This window comes from Aquitalea sp. USM4 (genome assembly GCF_004328945.1).
Classification (GTDB): Bacteria; Pseudomonadota; Gammaproteobacteria; order Burkholderiales; family Chromobacteriaceae; genus Aquitalea; species Aquitalea pelogenes.
The window spans coordinates 738,576-753,225 of the sequence record NZ_CP029539.1; the positions used below are offsets into that span (position 1 = coordinate 738,576).

The following is a 14,650-nucleotide window of genomic DNA, read 5'->3' on the forward strand; positions in this document are numbered from 1 at the left end:
TGCCGCCTCAGGCAGCCAGCGCACCGGTGATACCGGCAAACAGGCCCAGCCCACCGGCCAGCACAAACAGCACCGCCACCAGCACGGCATACGGCCCTTGCAGACGCAAACCGACGGGCAGCTCACTGCGTGCCAGCCGGTACAGAAAACACAACACCAGCGGTAACAACAGCGCATTGAGCACCCCGGTGGCAATCGACAGCCGTACCAGGCTGGGGCTGATGGCCACCACGGCAGCGGCCAGCAGCAGCATCAGGGCGAAGGCTGCATAAAACCAGGGGGCTGCACGCGGATGTTCGGCCAGCGCATGATGCCGCCCGCCCAGCTCACCCAACGCCCAGGCGGCGGACAGGCATACCACGATGGTCGCCACCAGCGCACCGCCACTCAGTGCCAGCGCAAACAGCAGCCGACCGGCTACCGGCCCCAGCGCCGCACCAAAGGCGGTGGCCAGCTCCGGGATGGTATCCAGCAATACCGCGCCATGCCCGGCAAACACCGAAGCCGCGGCAATCAGCACGGCGGCGGTGATCAGCTGGCACAGCACGGCCCCCAGCATGGTGTCCATGCGTGCAGCGCGCAGGTCGGCCAGGTTCAGTCCCTTGTCGATCAGCGCGGACTGTTGATAGAACACGGTCCACGGCATCACGCTGCTGCCCAGGTTTGCCGCCAGCAAATACAGGTAACTGCTGTCGTGCAAGGGTAGCTGCAATAACTGCTGGCGAATGTGGGACCACTGCGGCCAGGCGCGCCAGGCCATCCACAGGAAGGCCAGCTCGGCCACCCCCAGCAGCATGGCCATGCGTTCCACCTGGCGGTAACTGCCACTGGCCACCATCAGGAAAATCAACAGCGCCAGCACCGCGACGCTCTGCCATACCGGCACGCCGTACAACTGCGCCACGCCGGACAGTCCGCTCATTTCGGTAAGCAGCGCGCCAAAGCAGCTGAGTATCAAGGCCGTAGTGGACAGCCGCGCCCAGCCACGGCCAAAGCGTTGCAGCACCAGTTCGCCATAGCCCTTGCCGCTGGACAGTGCCAGCCGCACCGTCAGCTCCTGCACCATGAACAACAGCGGAATGATGAGAAACTGCAACAGCAGCAAGCGATAGCCCCATTGCGCACCGCTTTGCGCTGCAGTCAGCACGCTGCCGGCATCGGTATCAGCCAGCATCACCACCAGCCCCGGCCCCAGGGTGGCGGCCAGCCTTTGCAGGCGGCCAAGCTGTAGTGGTGCAAGCGTGCGCAAGGTGCTGGCCAGCTGGCTCATGGTTTGCTGCTGGCCGGGCCGTTGCGGAAGTCATGCAGCAAGGCGGAATCCGGTGTCAGCAACAGTGTAGGGGCCGAATCCGACAGCGCCTGACGGTAAGTCTGCAAGGAGCGGTAGAACTTGTAGAACTTGGGGTCCTTGCTGAAGGCTGCCGCCAGGATGCGGTTGGCCTGGGCATCGCCCTCGCCGTGGATGATGGCGCTCTGGCGCTGGGCCTCGGACAGGATGACCGTGCGTTCGCCTTCGGCCTTGGCCTGGATTTCCTGCGCCCATTGCGCGCCTTGCGCCCGCAGCTCCTTGGCCTCCTGCTGACGTGCCGACTTCATGCGGTCGTAAATGGCCTGGCTGGTTTCCAGCGGCAGGTCGGCACGGTGCAGACGCACCTCAGTAACTTCAATGCCCAGGGTGCCGGCGCGGGTGGCGGTTTCCTGCTGGATCTGCTGCACGATGCGGGTGCGTTCCCCTGACAGCAAGGCCTTGAGCGGTACCTTGCCCAGCTCGCGCCGCAGCGAGGTGCTCACCAGCTGGGTCAGCTGCAGGCGTGCCTGATCCTCGGTACGCAGCGCCTGGTAAAAACGTAGCGGGTTGGCAATGCGGTAACGGGTATAGGTTTCCACTTCCACCCGTTTTTCATCACCCAGGATGATCTGCTCCGGCGGCGGAGCCAGCGTTTGCAGGCGCACATCATAAAACTGCAAGCTGTCCACCAGCGGCAGCTTGAACTTGAGGCCGGGCTCGGCATCCACGTCGATAGGCGCACCCAGGCGGATGATCAGGCCCTTTTGCCCCTCGCTGAGGGTGTAGAAGGAAGACGACAGCAGCCACACGGCCGCCAGTGCGGCCACAATGCCCGCACCCTTGTAGGAAGTAGCCATCAACGCGTCTCCTTGGCAGGCTTGGCCTTGTCTTTGTCCTGCAACTGCAACAGCGGCAGCACGCCGCCATTACCGCCCTTGCCGGAGGAATCCACCACCACCTTGCTGGCCTTCTTAAGCACTTCGTCCATGCTGTCCAGATAGAGCCGCCAGGCGGTGACATCCTTGGCCTGGGCATAGCTCTGGTACACCGAATCAAAACGCTTGGCTTCGCCCTGCGCCAGGTTCACCACCTGGCTCTGATAGGCCTGCGCTTCCTGCAGGATGCGCGCTGCATCGCCACGCGCCTTGGGCAGGATGTCGTTGCTGTAAGCCTGGGCTTCGTTGCGGGCGCGCTCCTGGTCGGCACGGGCGCGCTGCACATCGTTGAAGGCGTCGATGACCGCGGCTGGCGGGTCTACCCGTTGCAGTTGCACCTGGGTGACCAGAATGCCGCTTTGCGCCTGGTCCAGCCGGGTTTGCAGCAGTTCACGGGTTTCATCGGCCACTTGCTGGCGACGGTTGGACATCACCGCCTGAATCGGCGTGCGCGACACCACCTCGCGCATGGCGCTTTCCGCAGCAATGCGCAGCGAGGTTTCCGGGTTGTTCACCTTGAACAAAAACTGCCCGGCGTCCTTGATGCGCCAGAACACCACGCCATCGGCTTCGACAATGTTTTCGTCACCGGTCAGCATCTGCTTGTCGCGCGGGTCGGTGGATTCGCCCGTCACTCCGTCGTACAGGTTGGACAGTTTCAGTTGCTTGATCTGGGTAACCTTGGGCAGCAGCACGGTTTCAATCGGCCACGGCAGGTGGTAATGCAAACCGGCTTGCGTGGTATCCACCCAGCGGCCCAGGCGCAGCACCACGCCCTGCTCGTCCGGCTGTACCTTGTAGATGCCGGCCATGATCCAGCCGGTGGCCAGCAGGCCACCCAGCAGCAGCAAGCCCTTGCCGCGCATGCCCATTACATCCAGATAATAATCCACCCGCTGCGTCCAGCTGATACGCGGCGCGCCCTGTGTTGCCGCTTGACCGGCTTCGTCTTGTTGCACTGCTTTGCCTTTCTTGTTGCGGGCCCGCCCCGCACTTGCCGACTGCCTTGTTGCTGCTTGCTTCACCCCGAATGTCTACAATGCAGCATGGTTATTGGCGGATGACATCCCTGTCCGCTTGCCAAGGTTATAACCAGGTGCTGATGGCCAGACCGATGCCACCCAGGGCCGAAACCAGGGATAGCGACAGCAGCCAGCGCCGCTGCTTCCGCCATCACCCACTCCCTGTTCGCCCGGCTGTCGCCTTGCAGCCAGCCGTTTTATTCCGCAAGCATGGCCGGCATGCTCGCGCGCGAACCCCTGTCAATCAAGTGGGTTTGTGTGCAGTTTTTGTATCAGACGCTGCGTGCCTGCAAGCAGCCCAGGCCAGCGCTGCACGGATACACAAGCGACTACCCAGCCAGAGAAAAGCCGGTTACAATGCACCACTTCGCGGGCGTCGTATAATGGTAATACCCAAGCTTCCCAAGCTTGTGCCGTGGGTTCGATTCCCATCGCCCGCTCCAGATTCGCAAAAAGCCATTGAATTTCAGTAAGCTACTGATCCTCAATGGCTTTTTTCATTGCTGGCTTCCATGGGTATTACACATGACTGAGAAAACCATGCCCCAAGCAGTACATGTTGTACGCCGATGTTTGGTCCAGGCCTTCCGTCTTTGCATTGCCTCTGATCGCTAGATCATCATTAACAGCAAGAACAAGATCACCTTCTCTGGCTGAAAACCCGAAAGATGCCGCCAAATGCACAAGGCTCAGATCCTGAAGCACGGCTGCCAGTCTTGGTGGCAAGGACGGCACAAAAGAGGCCCCGGGAACAAATGAAAGTAACCCGCTCATACGCACTGCTGTTCATCGTCTTGAATACCTTGGTCGCAGCCTGGCTATCCAGCCCCTGCTCCCCATACATATGGTCGCTAAAGGGGACTAAGGTTGCGGCGCTTGCTATCACCTTCGCCCTCGCTCTTGTAGCTTTGCTGATTGTGATCATGAAGATGGCAATCGAGGATATGAAACGAACACAGACCATACCCACACCGCTTTTCCTGTCGGGATGTGCTTCGCTGGTTTTCTTCAAGCTAACCGCGAGTATGGCAGCCAACGCCTGTGGCCATTAAGTGCGCAGCCAGGGTGGCTCCATGACCAGCCACAAGGTCGAACAAGCCGCATGTCCTCGACTTGCTCAGACGACACAGCAAGCATCTGATGCCTGACCTGCCTTCCTCCTGTCCTCAGTGCTCGCCAAAAATGGCAGGCGCTTCAGCGCGCACCAGATCGATAAAACGACGCAAGCGGGCCGGATAGAAACGGGCATAGGGATACACCAGGCTGACCGGTAGCGGTGCGGCCTGCCATTTGGGTGCCAGCTGGATCAACTGCCCTTGCTCCAGGTATTCGGTCATCACCCAGCGCGAGCCGATTCCGACACCTACCCCCTGCAGGGCCGCACTGCGCAAGGCATAGAGGCTGTCGGTGCTGAAACGCGGGCGGATCTGGATGCGCTTGTGCCTGCCCGTCTCCGAGTGGGTCAACTGCACCTCGTTGCGGTAAAAGGTGCGCAGGGCCAGCCAGGGCAGCGCCGCCAGCTCGGCCGCGTCTTGCGGTATCGGCTGGCCATCAAGCAAGGAAGGCGCTGCCACCACAATGCGCGGCACCTGGGCCAGTGGCAGGGCAACCAGCCCTGGGTCGGTCACTTCTCCCACCTGTATCGCACAGTCGATACCGGCGGCAATGTAGTCCTGAATGGCCCGGTCATCATGCAGCAGCCATTCCACCGACATGCCGGCATGCTGCTGCAGATAGCTGGCCAGCGGGCCGATCAGGCGTTCCTGGCCAAAGGCGTGCGGCACGATCACGCGCAGCACGCCCTCTGGCTCTTCCCTGGCCCCTTTGAGTTCGGATTCAAAACGCGCCCAGCCAGCCAGCAGCTCCTTGGCGCGCTCATAGCAGCGCTCGCCATCCTGGGTCAGCCGCATGGTGTGGGTGGTACGTTGCAGCAGGCGCAATCCCAGCGAACGCTCCAGCATTTGCAGCCGGCGGCTGATGGTGGGCTGGGTCGTGCCCAGTTGCAGCGCAGCTGCGGACAGGCTGCCCGCCTCGACAATTTTCAGAAAGGTCAGCATCAGCTCGATGCGCTCTCCGGTTCCTGCTTGCAAGGGCATGCTTGTCCGCAGCGGACTGCCCGGTTCTTGTATGTCATCCATCATGGTCAGCCTTGCACTGTCATACATAATACGTATAACAGATCTTCAATCCACGTGCCTACCCATGCACAGCACACACAGCCATGATGTCACGGTCATCACTTGATTCATGAGGCTGCACATGTCTTCCACCAAAGTCCTGCCACATCCGGTGGCTCCGTCGGTCACACCGGCCCAATCTCACGCCCTGCCCCGCTCGCTGATCGGGCTGATGGCCACCGGTGCCGGGCTGTCGGTTGCTTCCCTTTACTACAGCCAGCCCATGCTGGGCGTACTGGCTGGCGATATCGGTGCGTCCGGTCAGGCCACCGGCCTGGTGCCCACCCTGACGCAGCTGGGATACGCGCTGGGTATCTTGCTGCTGGCCCCGCTGGGGGACCGCCATGACCGGCACAACATCATGCTGATCAAGGCTGCCGTGCTGGTGCTGGCCTTGCTGCTGGCCGGGCTGTCGCCTTCGCTGGCGGTATTGCTGCCGGCTTCGCTGCTGATCGGCCTGAGCGCAACACTGGCCCAGGACATCGTACCGGTTGCCGCCACGCTGGCCGCCGAGGCTGAGCGTGGCAAGGTGGTGGGCACCGTGATGACCGGCTTGCTGACAGGCATCCTGCTGTCGCGGGTCATCAGCGGAGTGGTGGCCGAGCAATACGGCTGGCGGGCCATGTTCTTCATTGCCGCTGCCAGCATCCTGTGCATCGGCCTGGCCATCCGCCGTTACCTGCCGCGCTTTCAGCCCAGCACGACACTGCCCTATCACGCCTTGCTCGGCTCGCTGCTTGGCCTGTGGCGCCAGCACCGTGCCCTGCGCCGTGCGGCCATTGCGCAAGGGCTGCTGTCGGTTGGCTTCAGCGCATTCTGGTCCACGCTGGCCATCATGCTGCACGCAAGCCCCTTCCATATGGGTAGTGCCGCTGCCGGCGCGTTTGGCCTGGCCGGTGCCGCCGGGGCGCTGGCTGCACCGCTGGCCGGTCATCTGGCGGATCGCAAGGGGCCGGAGGTGGTCACCCGCGCCGGTGCAGCTCTGGCTGCCATGGCCTTTGTCATGCTGAGCCTCGCACCCATGCTGTCGCTGAACACGCAGCTTGGCCTGCTGGCAGCTGGCGCAGTGCTGTTCGACCTTGGCGTGCAAGCCAGCCTGATCGCCCATCAGGCCGTCATCTACCGGATTGACCCGGCGGCACGCAGCCGACTGAATGCTGTACTGTTTGTCTGCATGTTCATCGGCATGTCGCTGGGTTCGGTATTGGCTAGTATGTTGCTGGCCGGGTATGGCTGGAGTGCGGTCACCGGCTTTGCTGCGCTGGCATCCTTGCTGGCCTTGCTGGTGCGGTGCCGGAGGTAAGCATCTGGCCACAGCGTGTTGTCGGCAAATCCGATGACAGCCAGTGCAGGACAGTGGGGGTAGTCTCTGGCGTTTCCCCACCTTTGGTGACTGGAGCGCGCCGATGCAAACTGTACATGCCCCCCCGCCTTTGCAACTGTGGTTAAACCTCTCGGTCAATATCGGCCCCGAAATGGCAGTGGGTAATACGGAGGATGGTTACCGCTGCCTGTACCCGATCACCGGTGGCGTGGTGCACGGGCCGGATGGCCTGTCGGGCCGGGTATTGCCGGGTGGATTCGACAATTACCTGCAGCGCGCGGACGGGGTTGGCATCATGGATGCCCGCTATGCCGTGCAGCTGGATGATGGTGCAGTGCTGCTGGTGCATAACCGGGGTTTCCTGCATCTGTCACCCGCAGGCGCAGCGCTGGAACGCAACGGGGTATGGCCGGTTCCGGCTGAGTTGTACCACTGCCGTTGCCAGCCGGAAATCAGGACTGGCGCAGGCCCCCATCACTGGGTCAACCATCAGGTTTTTGTCGGGACAGTGCATTATCCGCTGGCCGACCGGGTGGACATTGCCATCTACCGGCTGGCTTGAAAAAACAGCCGCCTCGCGCTGGCGAGGCGGGCTGCTGCAGCATGCTCAGAAGGCGTAGATGAACTGGGTGGCCAGAATGTCGTTATTGCGTGACAGACTGCCATCGCTGCGCTGGAACACCGCATTGCTGGCAAAGTCATGGCGGTATTCCAGCTTCACCGTCATTTTGTCCGCCGGGTAGAACAGCAAATCCAGCGCGATGTCACTGCGGTTAGTCCCCTTGCAATCCATACCGTTGTTGCTGGAAGCATTCAGGCATTGCTGGTCCACGCCCCAGCCGCTGGTGGGATTGATGCTGGCCGTGTTGCCGCTCAGGCCATACAGGATGCCGCTGCCACCTCCACCGTTGCGGCTGTTGTTCAGGTAGTCCACCCGCACCACCGTGCCCACCTTGCCCAGCCAGTCGGTATTCCACTTTTTGGCCGCCAGCAAGGAGAAGCCATACCATTGCGCCATGCCGCCATTCCAGGCGGCGTGCGCCTGCTGGCCGTAATCCAGCTGGGCGTTGTACTGGATGTCCGACCAGGTATAGGTCAGGTCAGCTTCGGCATAAAAGTAGCGGCCAAAGGGCGATGTCAGATTGCATTGATAGCCGAAACCACTGGTGCAACTGGATGGTGTGTAGATAGTCTGGCGGCCGATATTGGCGGAAAAGCCCAGGTCCAGCGAGCTGGTGTACTGGTAGTCCACCCGCGCCGCCAGCGTGGGGGTGCTGTTACTGTTGCTGCGCCCGTTCTGGCTGACGATGGAACCGGCTGACTTGAGCTGTTCATTGGCCAGCATAAACTGCCACAGCGTCTGGTAGTTGTTGGTGAACAGCTTGTAGTTCATGCCCAGATAGGATGCCGGTTCACTGAAGTCGAACAGCAGGTTGTGGGTGAGGGTCTGGGTCAGATTGGCCGGATTGGGCTCATAGCCAGCCAGACTGGGTAGCAGGCCCAGTTGCAGGGTGCCGGTGGAACTGAGCGGCAGGTTGACATTGGCCTGGTTGAAAATGCTGTTGGTCAGGCCGCCGCCTTCACTGCTGAAGCTGGCACCGCTGCCGCGGTCCGGCTGGATGACCAGCTCCACGCTGGGGGCCTCCGGCCCCACGCCAAAGGTTTTCTTGATGTCCAGATACACATCGCCCAGATTGCTGTCGTAATAGTTATAAGCGCTGTTCTTGTTGAGAAAGCGGAAACCGGCAGAGTTGCTGTTGCGGTTGTACAGGAACATCGGGTCAACAAAACCGCTTACGCTCAGGCCGGCAATCGGCCCGGTTTGTGCCGCTTCGCTCAGCGTGTCTACCTTGATCTTGAGGCTGTTGACGGTTTGCTGCAGGGTTTCCGGCTCCTCGCTTTCGCTTGCTGTTGGCGCATTGCCAGTACTTGCTGCGGTGTTGTTGCTGCCCAGTTGCTGTTGCAGGTTTTGTACTTGCTGCTGCAGCAGCGGAATCTGGGCATTACTTTGCTGCAGGGCCTTTACCTGTTGCTCCAGTGCCTCCAGTTTTTGCAGCAGGGCGGTGCTGCTGTCGCTACCGGCGTGCGCCATCACCGGCAGGGCCATGACGGCCATGGCGATCAGTCTTCTTTGCATGATGTTTACCCCGAATGGCTAAGCGATGGCGTTCAGTGGGTTTTCAGTTCCTGCCACAAGCGGGTTTCCAGCCGCATGATTTCGGTAGGCAGGGCACGCACGGTAAACAGCTTTTTCATTTCGGCGGCGCTGGGGTAAACCGTCGGGTCGGACAGTACTTCCGGCCGGATCAACGGCTTGGCCGCCGGTACTGCGCTGGGGTAGAAGGTTTCGTTGCTCAGTGCCGCGGCCTCGTTGGGCGAAATCACATGGTTGATCCATTTCATCGCGGCATCGACATTGGGGGCAGTCTTGGGAACAGCCATCACGTCGAACCAGATCACGCTGCCTTCCTTGGGCAGGATGTACTGGATGGTGTAAGGCTTGTGCGCGGCCTGGGCGGCAATGCGGGCGGTGTTGATATCACCGGAATAACCGAAGGCCATGCAGATATCGCCACTGGCCAGGTCTGTGCCATAGCTGCTGGAATTGAACTGGCCGATATAGGGCCGGATGGTTTTCAGCAGCTTGAACACTTCCTGGTAATCGGCCGGATTGGTACTCAGCGGATTCTTTTTCAGGTAGTGCAAGCCCATGCCGAACATGTCCACCGGCGAATCCAGTACCGACACGCCACACTTGGACAGTTTGGCCATGTATTTGGGGTCGAACAGCATGTCCCAGGTATTGAGCGGCACGCCCTTGCCCAGTACGGACTCCACTTTTTGCAGATTGATGCCGATGCCGTCGGTGCCCCAGTTCAGCGGCACCCCGTATTGATTACCAGGGTCGCTGCCTTCCAGAATCTTCATCAATGCCGGGTCCAGCTTCGCCAGATTGGGAATCTTGCTCTTGTCCAGCTTGCGGAACATGCCGGCCTGCAACTGGCGGCCAAAGTAGGCATCGGACGGGACGACAACGTCGTAACCGGAATTACCCACCAGCAGCTTGCTCATCAGGGTGTCATTGCTGTCGAACTCCTGATAGCGCACCTTGATGCCGGTCTGCTTGAGGAAGTTGGCATTGCTGTCCTTGGCCAGGCTATTGCCCCAGTTGTAGACATTGACCTGGCCGGCATCTGCTGCCGCATGGCCGGACACGCCGCCCAGCAGGGCGAGCGCACAACAGGTATGGATCAGTTTCTTCATTTCTCAGCCTTTGTAGTGATGGCCGCTCTGCTGGCGGCATGGTGTGAACAAACGGGAATCAGGCAGCGACTGCGTTTCAATCCGTATCCGCGCCATACACGGCTTCCCCACGGAACACCGTGCAGAGCACCCGGGTCTGGTGCAGCTGCTGTATCGGTTGCACAAACAGGCTGCGCTCCAGAATCAGGAAATTGGCCTCATGGCCCGGCAACAGGCCGCGGCAATCATCAAAGCGCAGCGCATGGCTGGCGTTCACGGTGTGTGCCTGCAGCATCACTTGCAGGTCCAGGCGCTCGTCCGGGTTCCAGGGTTCTGCCGTCGGGTCATCCGTGGGCAGGTGAGTGACACCGGTCTGCATGATGGCCAGCGGGTCCATGGTGGAAACCGGCCAGTCCGAACCACCGGCCAGCATGACGCCGGCGTTGCGCAGGCTGCGTAGCGGATAGCTTTGTGCGGCCCGTTCGCGGCCCAGGATTTCCTGGTAAAGGGCCTGCAACTGCGGGGCAGCAGCAGTCCACAGCGCCTGCACACTGGCAATGGCGCCAAGCGGGCTGAAGCGGGGCATGTCGTCCGGATGCACCAGCTGCAAATGGGCCAGTTGTGCCCGGCGGTCACGCGGGCCATTACACCTGGCAGCCCATTCCAGTGCATCCAGCGCCATGCGCACGGCGCGGTCGGCCAGGGTGTGAAAGTGCAGGTCGAAACCGGCGGCATCGGCCATGGCGACAATTTCATTCAGCGCGCCCTGCTCCCACAGCGCGAGGCCTCGGTCCTCGGTGCCCGGATAGGGTTCCAGCAAGGCCGCGGTATGGGATTCGGTTACCCCGTCAATGAAGATCTTCACCGTATGCACGTGCAGGGTGTCGCCCGCGTAACGGCGTTTCCAGTCTTGAAAGCGGGCAATCTGTGCCGCGGGATCATGCCGTGGCGTGGCCAGCAGCCCGGCACTGACATGCAGCTTGAGCGTGCCGGCATCCCGCGCGGCCGCATAGGCTTGCAGCAGGCCTTCATCCACCCGGGCGTCGAACCAGCCGGTAATGCCCAGACGGTGCGCCATGGCGATAGCCTTGGCCAAGGACTGCGGATAACGGGCAGGGCCCAGTTGCGGAATCAGCCCGAACAGCCGGTACAGGGCGGCTTCGTGCACCACGCCGCTGGGCTGCCGGCTGCCCGGCTCCCGCTCATGGATGCCACCCTTGGGGTCCTGGGTGTCGGGGCCGATGCCGGCAGCCGCCAGGCCCACGGTATTCAGGCAACCGCTGTGTACATCGTGGCCCAGCAGCAGCAAGGGGCGGTCCGGCAGGGCGGCATCGAGTTGCTGACGGGTGGGGTAGCTGCCGAATACGTTCAAATCAATGCCGCCGAGAAACACCCAGGGCTCCTCCACCTGGGCAATGGCAGCCTCGCGGATCAGCTGCAGCACTCCTGCGGCGCTGTCGGCCCGGTCGAGGTCGGTATCGCCCACCATTTGCTGCCCTTCCAGCGGGTGGGCATGGCCATCGACAAAGGCCGGGATGATCTGCTTGCCGCCAAGGTCTATCCGCTCGGTCTGGCTGCCGGCCATGGCAAGCATGGTCTGGTCATCGCCGCTGGCGATGATCTTGCCGCCGCCAATGGCCAGCGCGGTGTGCATGGTGCTGAAGTCGTTGCCGGTATGGATGCTGCCGTTGTAATAGATTTTTTCGGGATACTGCATGCCTGCCTCCTGATTCATGACCGGCACAGGGTCGTGCATCAGGAGGCTGTTGCGCCCCTTGGCAGAACCGTGTGCAACCAGTCCTGATCATGGCGGGAGGCGGGGCTGACTGTCTGTCCTCGGATTTCAGGACACGGCCGCAGGCGGGCGGTAACGCTGCTCCACCGTCACGCACCAGGCAAACAGTTCGGACTTGCTGGTGACACCGATTTTGGCCAGCGCCCGCTCCATATAGGTGCGCACGCTGCACTGGCTGATGGAAACATGCTCGGCAATCTGCGGCACCGACCAGCCTTGCAGCATGGCGTGACAAATCAGCCGCTCGCGCCCGGACAGCTGTTTGCCAGCCCATTGCAGGCAACGGTCGAAATACTGCAACAGGGTGTCTTGGGACGGCGTGATGCAGGGAGTGCTCAGCTGGGCATGCCGGGCCAGCAAGGGAATGAGGAAATGACAGGTCTGGCGCAGGCGGCTGAGTTCGCCAAGGGTAAAGGAAGGCGTGTGGCGGTTGCGAAATATCGACAGCAAATACACATAATCGGTTTCACAGCCCAGCAAGCTGCACTCTTCGCCCAGCGGGCTCTGGGCAATCATGCGGCCATAGGCGGTAGGCGGGTAAACCTCGTTGCGCGACAACACCAGCTGCGGGTCCTGCACTTGTTCGATGAACTGCAATAACTGGCGATCCTGCTTCCACTCCATGTCCTGCTGGTATAGCGACAGTGCAAGCCGGGTTTCTTCCGGGTCGGCATTACCGGCAAAAAACAGCACATCCAGCTGTTCCACCGCTTGCTGCTGACTGTCACGGCGAAAGCGCAGTGCGGTCATGTGATAGGAACTCGGGTCGACCACTCCGTGCAGCCAGCTCCACAGGCGCGTGGTGAACTGTGCAGTCCCCAGGCTCTGTAGCAAGCCACCTGCCGTGTCCAGTGCAATGGTCTGTTGCATGCTGCCTCCTCATGCCGGCTGATCGGGTATCCGTTTCAGCCACACTATATATTGATGTGACGGATAGCCAGATCGAAAGCACAAATCGCGCCATGCAGCAGGCCCCTGCACGCTCCTGCCGTACAACCCTGCCCGGCTGCAAAACAAAAAGCCAACCGGCAAGGGTTGGCTTTTTCTGCTTTGTACGGCTGTTGTGGCTTACTGGCCGAGTGCCGGGGTGCGCGGCGGAATCATCCGTCGGCTGCCGGTAGCCTCGAAGGCGCTGGCAAAACGCAGCAGCGCGTTGTCGTCGTAAGCACGTCCGGCAAAAGTCAGGCCCACCGGCATGCCGATATCGGCCATCACGCCCATCGGCACGGTCACCGTGGGTACGCCCAGATGGCGGATGGCGAGGTTGCCATTGGCCACCCATACCCCGTTGCTCCAGGCAATGTCGGCGGAAGCCGGGTTGACGTCGGCATCCGCCGGGCCAACGTCGGCCACGGTGGGAAACAGCACGGCGTCCAGCTTGAGTTCGTCCATCCAGTCTTCCAGGTCCATCTTGCGGATTTTCTCCAGGCCACGCAGGCCGTCCGGCACGCTGGCAATCTGGTCGAAGGACTTCAGTCCGCGCTTGGCCATGTTGACATACTCTTCCATGCCGGCTGCCAGATCGCCCTCGCGGTTGGGCAGGGTACCGGGGTCGTGCGGGAAGATTTGCGGGCCATCCACGTCTGCCAGCTTGTTGAGCTTGGGGTCGCCGTTGGCACGCAGGAATTCATCGAAAGCCCAGCCGGACAATTCCCATAATTCATCGTGCAGGAAGTCCGGCGGCAAGATGCCGCGATTGGCCACGGTGGGTGCGCCGGGCCGGTCGCCTTCACAGTTGGACACCAGCGGGAAATCCACCTCAATCACTTCTGCACCGGCGGCTTCCAGCGCCTGCCGCGCGGCTTCCCACAAGTCGATTACCGAGGCGCGGGTATGGATGCGCTGGCCGGTGGGGCCGCCAATGCCGGGCGCAGCGCTGGTGCCGGCCAGTTCGTCCTTGTTGATATACATGCGCGGCACGCCAAAGCGTTTGCCTTTGAGCGTTTCGGGTGCGGCCAGCAGGGCCGGATAGGCTGCCGGTCGCACGCTGGAGGCTTTGGGAATCGCCACCCAGGGTTGCAGGCGCCACAAGTCGCCACGGGTGACCGGGTCGTCTGCGACGATGATGTCCAGCACTTCCAGCAGGTCGGCCATGGTGCGGGCATAGGGCACCACCACGTCCATGGTGGGGGTCAGCGGCCAGTTGCCACGTACCGAAATCACCCCGCGCGACGGGGTATAGGCGCACAGGCCGTTATTGGATGCCGGGCCGCGCCCGCTAGACCAGGTTTCTTCCGCCATGCCAAAGGCCGCGAAGCTGGCGGCAGTGGCAGTACCGGCCCCGTTGGACGAGCCAGAGGCAAACGGCGCGGTCAGGTAGTTGGCGTTATAGGGACTTTCGGCGCGGCCATAACAGCCACGCTGCATGCCGCCATTGGCCATCGGCGGCATATTGGTCTTGCCCAGGCAGATGGCACCGGCGGCGCGCAGGCGGGAAATGGTGAAGGCATCGTGCTGGGACACCAGCTCCTTGAAGGCCGGGCTGCCGGAAGCGGCGGTCAGCCCCTTCACCAGATAGCTGTCCTTGGCGGTGTAGGGAATGCCGTCCAGCGGGCCCAGCGTTTCGCCACGGGCGCGGCGCGCATCGGAGGCTTCGGCCTCACGCATGGCTTCCGGATTGGGCACCACCACTGCATTGAGCCGGGTTGCCGTGGCGGGGCCATCGTAGGCCGCTATCCGTGCCAGATAGGCCTGGACCAGTTCCACCGCAGTGGTACGCCCGGATTCGAGCGCGGCACGCAGCTCGGCAATGGATAGCTCGGTAACCTCGATCATGCTTCTACCTCCACTTAAGAAGACGGGTTTCATTCCCAACACGCTGGCCGCATTCCAGCAAGCGCAGACATGGGCGATGACGCAATATGGC

The 14,650-nt window shown here is 61.8% G+C and carries 12 protein-coding genes and 1 tRNA gene; 4 read left to right on the forward strand and 9 right to left on the reverse strand.

Annotation, left to right across the window (positions count from 1 at the left end; all coding sequences use genetic code 11):
- Window positions 1–7: 7 nt before the first annotated feature.
- From DKK66_RS03430 to hflK, 3 genes are read right to left on the reverse strand one after another with little or no spacing between them, the layout of a single operon-like run.
- A complete protein-coding gene (locus tag DKK66_RS03430; RefSeq protein WP_207389846.1) occupies window positions 8–1,270 on the reverse strand; it encodes an NRAMP family divalent metal transporter in 1,263 nt (420 codons plus the stop codon).
- A complete protein-coding gene (gene hflC / locus DKK66_RS03435; RefSeq protein ID WP_131355537.1) occupies window positions 1,267–2,145 on the reverse strand; it encodes a protease modulator HflC in 879 nt (292 codons plus the stop codon). The genes DKK66_RS03430 and hflC overlap by 4 nt, the downstream gene beginning before the upstream one ends.
- On the reverse strand, window positions 2,145–3,182 hold the full coding sequence (hflK, locus tag DKK66_RS03440) for an FtsH protease activity modulator HflK (RefSeq protein ID WP_242673564.1): 1,038 nt from the start codon (window positions 3,180–3,182) through the stop codon (window positions 2,145–2,147). The genes hflC and hflK overlap by 1 nt, the downstream gene beginning before the upstream one ends.
- A gap of 432 nt (window positions 3,183–3,614) precedes the next feature.
- Between hflK and DKK66_RS03445 the strand changes: the two genes are divergently transcribed.
- Both DKK66_RS03445 and DKK66_RS03450 read left to right on the forward strand, forming a co-directional pair.
- A tRNA-Gly gene (locus DKK66_RS03445) sits at window positions 3,615–3,688 on the forward strand.
- Between the two features lie 312 nt (window positions 3,689–4,000).
- Entirely contained in the window at window positions 4,001–4,297 is a 297-nt protein-coding gene (locus DKK66_RS03450; protein ID WP_131355540.1) for a hypothetical protein, read from the forward strand.
- Between the two features lie 114 nt (window positions 4,298–4,411).
- Here the strand turns inward: DKK66_RS03450 and DKK66_RS03455 are convergent, their stop codons facing one another.
- Window positions 4,412–5,386, reverse strand: coding sequence for a LysR family transcriptional regulator (locus DKK66_RS03455; protein ID WP_207389847.1), 975 nt, complete (start codon window positions 5,384–5,386; stop codon window positions 4,412–4,414).
- Between the two features lie 118 nt (window positions 5,387–5,504).
- On the opposite strand from DKK66_RS03455, the gene DKK66_RS03460 reads away from it, so the two are divergent.
- A complete protein-coding gene (locus DKK66_RS03460) occupies window positions 5,505–6,725 on the forward strand; it encodes an MFS transporter (RefSeq protein ID WP_131355543.1) in 1,221 nt (406 codons plus the stop codon).
- 103 nt (window positions 6,726–6,828) lie between these two features.
- A complete protein-coding gene (locus DKK66_RS03465; RefSeq protein ID WP_131355546.1) occupies window positions 6,829–7,308 on the forward strand; it encodes a DUF3237 domain-containing protein in 480 nt (159 codons plus the stop codon).
- A 45-nt stretch (window positions 7,309–7,353) separates the two neighbouring features.
- On the opposite strand, the gene DKK66_RS03470 is transcribed toward DKK66_RS03465, so the two are convergent.
- From DKK66_RS03470 to DKK66_RS03490, 5 genes are all read right to left on the reverse strand, one after another.
- Window positions 7,354–8,883, reverse strand: coding sequence for a DUF3138 family protein (locus DKK66_RS03470; RefSeq protein ID WP_131355549.1), 1,530 nt, complete (start codon window positions 8,881–8,883; stop codon window positions 7,354–7,356).
- A 32-nt stretch (window positions 8,884–8,915) separates the two neighbouring features.
- The gene (locus DKK66_RS03475) at window positions 8,916–10,010 is read right to left on the reverse strand and encodes a polyamine ABC transporter substrate-binding protein (protein WP_131355552.1); all 1,095 of its coding nucleotides are present in this window, start codon (window positions 10,008–10,010) and stop codon (window positions 8,916–8,918) included.
- Between the two features lie 76 nt (window positions 10,011–10,086).
- Complete coding sequence (locus DKK66_RS03480) at window positions 10,087–11,706, reverse strand: amidohydrolase (RefSeq protein WP_131355555.1); 1,620 nt, start codon at window positions 11,704–11,706, stop codon at window positions 10,087–10,089.
- A gap of 126 nt (window positions 11,707–11,832) precedes the next feature.
- The gene (locus tag DKK66_RS03485) at window positions 11,833–12,654 is read right to left on the reverse strand and encodes a LuxR C-terminal-related transcriptional regulator (RefSeq protein ID WP_131355559.1); all 822 of its coding nucleotides are present in this window, start codon (window positions 12,652–12,654) and stop codon (window positions 11,833–11,835) included.
- 198 nt (window positions 12,655–12,852) lie between these two features.
- A complete protein-coding gene (locus DKK66_RS03490) occupies window positions 12,853–14,559 on the reverse strand; it encodes an amidase (RefSeq protein WP_131355561.1) in 1,707 nt (568 codons plus the stop codon).
- Window positions 14,560–14,650 lie beyond the last annotated feature (91 nt).

Excerpts from the sequence above, each read along its gene's own strand:
- DKK66_RS03430 (WP_207389846.1), bottom strand. The coding sequence starts at position 1,270 with ATGAGCCAGCTGGCCAGCACCTTGCGCACGCTTGCACCACTACAGCTT.
- hflC (WP_131355537.1), bottom strand. The coding sequence starts at position 2,145 with ATGGCTACTTCCTACAAGGGTGCGGGCATTGTGGCCGCACTGGCGGCC.
- DKK66_RS03450 (WP_131355540.1), top strand. The coding sequence starts at position 4,001 with ATGAAAGTAACCCGCTCATACGCACTGCTGTTCATCGTCTTGAATACC.
- DKK66_RS03455 (WP_207389847.1), bottom strand. The coding sequence starts at position 5,386 with ATGATGGATGACATACAAGAACCGGGCAGTCCGCTGCGGACAAGCATG.
- DKK66_RS03460 (WP_131355543.1), top strand. The coding sequence starts at position 5,505 with ATGTCTTCCACCAAAGTCCTGCCACATCCGGTGGCTCCGTCGGTCACA.
- DKK66_RS03465 (WP_131355546.1), top strand. The coding sequence starts at position 6,829 with ATGCAAACTGTACATGCCCCCCCGCCTTTGCAACTGTGGTTAAACCTC.
- DKK66_RS03470 (WP_131355549.1), bottom strand. The coding sequence starts at position 8,883 with ATGCAAAGAAGACTGATCGCCATGGCCGTCATGGCCCTGCCGGTGATG.
- DKK66_RS03475 (WP_131355552.1), bottom strand. The coding sequence starts at position 10,010 with ATGAAGAAACTGATCCATACCTGTTGTGCGCTCGCCCTGCTGGGCGGC.
- DKK66_RS03480 (WP_131355555.1), bottom strand. The coding sequence starts at position 11,706 with ATGCAGTATCCCGAAAAAATCTATTACAACGGCAGCATCCATACCGGC.
- DKK66_RS03485 (WP_131355559.1), bottom strand. The coding sequence starts at position 12,654 with ATGCAACAGACCATTGCACTGGACACGGCAGGTGGCTTGCTACAGAGC.
- DKK66_RS03490 (WP_131355561.1), bottom strand. The coding sequence starts at position 14,559 with ATGATCGAGGTTACCGAGCTATCCATTGCCGAGCTGCGTGCCGCGCTC.